Annotated in this window: 6 protein-coding genes; 1 reads left to right on the top strand and 5 read right to left on the bottom strand. The window is 30.5% G+C overall.

The annotated features are described in order from the left end of the window. The coding region (locus P7J36_RS11420) for a transposase (protein ID WP_192837367.1) at positions 1-464 on the top strand (464 nt) is incomplete at its 5' end. A 129-nt stretch (positions 465-593) separates the two neighbouring features. Here the strand turns inward: P7J36_RS11420 and P7J36_RS11415 are convergent. The 5 genes from P7J36_RS11415 to P7J36_RS11390 all read right to left on the bottom strand — a co-directional run bounded on the left by P7J36_RS11415 (position 594) and on the right by P7J36_RS11390 (position 4,697). Then, positions 594-2,033 (bottom strand): bifunctional aminoglycoside N-acetyltransferase AAC(6')-Ie/aminoglycoside O-phosphotransferase APH(2'')-Ia, encoded by a 1,440-nt coding sequence (locus P7J36_RS11415; protein WP_001028144.1) that lies wholly within the window; start codon positions 2,031-2,033, stop codon positions 594-596. Further along, positions 2,034-2,399 (bottom strand): GNAT family N-acetyltransferase, encoded by a 366-nt coding sequence (locus tag P7J36_RS11410; RefSeq protein ID WP_002303448.1) that lies wholly within the window; start codon positions 2,397-2,399, stop codon positions 2,034-2,036. It abuts the gene before it with no gap. Between the two features lie 167 nt (positions 2,400-2,566). After that, positions 2,567-3,430: an aminoglycoside nucleotidyltransferase ANT(6)-Ia gene (locus P7J36_RS11400; RefSeq protein WP_002294505.1), complete on the bottom strand. Its 864-nt coding sequence runs from the start codon at positions 3,428-3,430 to the stop codon at positions 2,567-2,569. Between the two features lie 32 nt (positions 3,431-3,462). Continuing rightward, entirely contained in the window at positions 3,463-4,197 is a 735-nt protein-coding gene (locus P7J36_RS11395) for a class I SAM-dependent methyltransferase (RefSeq protein ID WP_099810415.1), read from the bottom strand. Between the two features lie 41 nt (positions 4,198-4,238). Further along, positions 4,239-4,697: a nucleotidyltransferase domain-containing protein gene (locus P7J36_RS11390; RefSeq protein ID WP_408552167.1), complete on the bottom strand. Its 459-nt coding sequence runs from the start codon at positions 4,695-4,697 to the stop codon at positions 4,239-4,241. Positions 4,698-4,705: the final 8 nt, after the last annotated feature.

The raw sequence follows: 4,705 nt of genomic DNA, 5'->3' as shown, positions 1-4,705 counted from the left end.
GATTAGTCTCTGCCATTAGAAAATCCTTCACCAACGTAAGTTGGCAAAGATGCCAAGTTCACTTCCTAAGAAATATCTTTACCACCATTCCTAAAAAAAATTCAAAATCTTTCAGAGAAGCTGTTAAAGGAATTTTTAAGTTCACAGATATTAACTTAGCGCGTGAGGCTAAAAATCGATTGATTCATGATTATATCGATCAACCAAAATATTCAAAAGCTTGCGCATCATTGGATGATGGATTCGAAGACGCCTTTCAATATACCGTACAAGGAAATTCCCACAATCGACTAAAGAGTACCAATCTAATTGAACGACTGAATCAAGAAGTACGCAGAAGAGAAAAGATTATTCGCATCTTCCCCAATCAAACATCAGCCAATCGCTTAATTGGAGCCGTTCTTATGGACCTACATGATGAATGGATTTATTCTTCAAGAAAATACATCAATTTTGATAAGTAGAAATGGTAAAAACATTGTATAGCATTTTACACAGGAGTCTGGACTTGACTCACTTCCTTTATTATTTTTCATTTTTTTAAACTATTTAATACTAATGTCTTTTATAATAGCTTTTCATATATTATATAATCAATCTTTATAAGTCCTTTTATAAATTTCTTTTCTACCATTTTCGATAAATTCCTGTTTAATATTTTTAATTCCATAAACAATAGTTTCAATAGGATAATATTCTTCAACTATATCTTGATATTCTTTTGCTTTCTCAATATCTATATTTCCATACATTCTTAATATATCTTCTCCAAAATTTGTTCCTATTTCTTCTTCACTATCTTCAAGTAAGTATATAAAATCACAATATTCATCTATAATTCCAGAATCTCCAAAATCAATTATTCCAGTTAATCTATTATTGCCATCTAACAATAGATGATTACAACTAAAATCATTATGGCATAAACACTTTTTACCCTCAAAAACTGTTGTTGCATTTAGTCTTTCCATAAAACTTTCTATATAATCTTTTTCTATATCAGTTAAATCATTATAAATAGTTTCACGCAACAATATATACTCTTCTAATACATTTTGTTTATTATCAATAGTACATTCACTAATATCTGTATAATCTAAACCGTGCATTTGTCTTAAAAAACTGGCAATATCTCGTTTTAACAAATTTTGTTCTTCTTCTGACATAGTAGAATAAATTTCTGGTGTTAAAAAAGTTCCTTTAATTTCTTTATAACCTAGTATAGATAATTCATCACTAATATACGAATATTCAATATTAGGAATTTTTACATTAGTTTCTAAATTTGTATTTAAAAAATTATATATTGCTTTTTCTTTTGCATAACCTTTTTTCTTATTAGTACTAAATTTTGTTTTAAAAATGTATTCATTATTAACTAAATATGCCACACTATCATAACCACTACCGATTATTTCAATACTATCTACTTTGAAATTATCAAAGTAATGCTCAATTAAATATTTCATTGCCTTAACATTTGTGGCATTATCATCATATCTATATTCCATTAAATAACAATCTTCTTTTTTGCCCTCGTGTAATTCATGTTCTGGCAAATCTTCAATAATTCTAAAACCAGATTTTTGGTATGCCCTTATTGCTCTTGGATTATTTTTATGAGGGTCTAAAATAACTGCATTAGCATTTCTTTCTTTTTTCAAAAATTCAAAAATCAATTTAATATATCTTGTACCAATTCCTTTACTCCAATAATTTGGCTCTCCTATAAATTGATCCATACCATAGACTATCTCATCAGTTTTTGGATAATGATAATCAGTATATAACTCATCATACATTTTATATATTTGTCCATATCCAATAGGAACATTGTTATATTCAATAATTACTCTAAAAACTTCATCTTCCCAAGGCTCTGTATAATGTTTTTTTAATGATTCTAATGTATATTTTTTATCTCTACCACCATAAAATTCTAATACTCTTTCATCAGTTAACCATTTTAACATCAAAGGAAAATCATCATCTATTAAAGTTCTTATACATATTTCATTTTCAACTATATTCATTTATTTATCACCTTTTTCATAATCATATACATATACTATTTCATCTTTATAATCATTTTTACCACCTAATTTTTCATATACATGGCAAGCTCTAGGATTACCTTTATCAGTTATTAAAAACATTTCAGAACAACCAATCTCTTTAGAATATTCCTTAATAAAAGATAATAATTTTGAACCATAACCTTTGTCTTGATAGTTAGGTAACATTCCTATTGAGTGTAAATAAAACATTGTTTTTCCATCAGGTCTTAAAAGTGTATAGCAATATGCAAATCCTATAATTTTATTATTTTCTTTAGCTATAAACCCAAATGAACTGGTATCATTAAGAAATCCTTTTAAATTATCAATATCAAAAACCATATAGTACTTTTACAATTTTATCAAAAACGGTTTTATGTGTAAAAATAGTTAGTAAATCATATTTTCCAATTGAGTTACGAGGTAATATACCTCTAATTTCATTTATAACATCAGTACTTTCCATACATTTACACCCCTTGCTTATGGTTAATAATCTTTGCTAATCTTTAAAAATAGTCATTTTCAACATATTTTTTATACATGTCCTCGGTATATCTTGTTATGTTCTTACCATACTCTGGATAATCAAACCCCAGTAGTTCTGCTACCTCTTTGGACACTTCCCTGAACAATTGGTGGCATATAAATAATGACTTCCAAATATTTTCATAGGAATCCATGCGATATGTAGATAATAATCTATTCCATAGATCTTCATCAATGTATTTGTTAATATACTTATAATTTTTCCCAACACTTAATGAAAATTCTGTCTTTATCCCAACCTTCCACGACATCATCCTAAGTAGTTCAAACCGTAGAATCTGGTTCAGATGATCGATTGCAAACAGTATCTCTTTGCGGCACAATCCTTTAATAACATAAGGTGTTACATTCCAAAATTCATTGCAGCAATCATCATACTCCCTTGCGCTTGGCTTTCTTACATGATAATCTATATCAGTCGGAACTATGTCCCTTTTAATTCTACAATCTTTATCAATTAGAACCTTTATTAATTTATCGCCCTTTAGGTAATTATCTAACTCTTCCAAGGGCAATAAGGTAAGATCAATTTTATTGTAATCATCAAATAGCATAAGATAGGAAAATCCCTTTTCTTCAGGTGGGAATAATTCCATATCCTCCGGCTTTTGCATCATTATTATATTCCCAAATTGATTAAGCCAGTCATCATTAGATATAAACGGTTCTATATCACTTACAAAATATGTAATATCATAATCCTGAAATTCATCTTTAGGTATATTAATATTTGCGCGTGACCCCTCAAGGGTCACAATTCGAATACGTTCATCCTGTTCTGCTAAAGAAAGTACTAAATCCATCATTTCTTTTTCTGATCTCATTTACATACTCCTCGTTTATTTTTTCTATATTATTACATCTTCTTTTTTGCCGATACAATCAGCATCATTGGGCGTCGCATTTCATCCGCCATCCCCGGAATATCCATCATGTTCTCTGGCGGCTGTGGCTCCACAATCTGATTTATTATAAAACTATTTGAAAGCAGTGTATTTAGATATGTGGTCAGTGTTCTATGATATTTTGTAACCTTTTCTTCCAAAAACATAGCTGTCCGTTTGCCCTCATAATAATAATTGTCCACCGGGAAATGCAGTATTTCTCCTTTTTCGTTATAATACCAGTCTTGTGTTCCATGAGCAGTAAAAACAGGATGTTCAACTGTAAAAACTAAATTGCCACCAGCCTTCAGCATCCTATATATCTTTTTTATTAAATTCTCATAGTCTGCTACATAATGAAACGCAAGCGAACTTAGTATTACATCAAAGCTCTCCTCTGGGAAATCCACATCTTCTATGGCACAGCATTCATATTCAATCTGTGGAAAATGGGTTTTTCCTTTTGCTACTTCGAGCATTTTATGAGAAATATCAACACCTACTACAGAGGAAGCACCGTTTTCCATCGCATATATACAGTGCCATCCATAGCCGCATCCTAAGTCAAGCACACGCTTATCTTTAAAATTTGGTAGCAGCTTTCTCAATGTTTCCCATTCTCCTGCACCGGCCAGACCCTGCTGCGAGCGACTCATTTGATTGTATTTTTGAAAAAATGTATTGTCATCATATTTGTTTTCTTTCATCTGAATTCTCCTCGTAAAATACTTGTTTCATTCATAATACACTAATCCGAAATGAGGCTATCAAGATTATTCATATCGATTTTATCAACTTCTCTAAGCTCGTATCCACTATGAAATAATTTTTGAGCTTCAGCAGAAATACATGGAATAACCCGACCTTCAAACACTGCAGTCGAAAACCATTTTGCTTCAAACTCATACCAGCCACCTTGTGGATCAGCCTGCCGAGCGCTTCCATCTTTGTTTATTATTAAAGGATGTATATCTATATAGCCAAGTTCTGGGTGATATAACTCGATACGAGAAGGACTCCAATCAACTACAATCTCATAACCTATTTCTTTCAGTTTATTTAATAAAGCATCTGTAAACTCTCCGTCAAAATCAACGTCAATATCTCGATGTTCTCTGTTTTGCTTTCCAAGTAAAATATCTATACCCCATCCGCCATCTATCCAATATCTCATTTCCATACTATTTAATAAATCCAATACTTCTATTAAGTTTT

The sequence above is a fragment of the Streptococcus suis genome (assembly GCF_046032115.1).
GTDB classification, from domain to species: domain Bacteria; phylum Bacillota; class Bacilli; order Lactobacillales; family Streptococcaceae; genus Streptococcus; species Streptococcus suis_AJ.
Note: the sequence above shows the minus strand (reverse complement) of the source record. Positions and strands in the feature narration are given on the sequence as shown.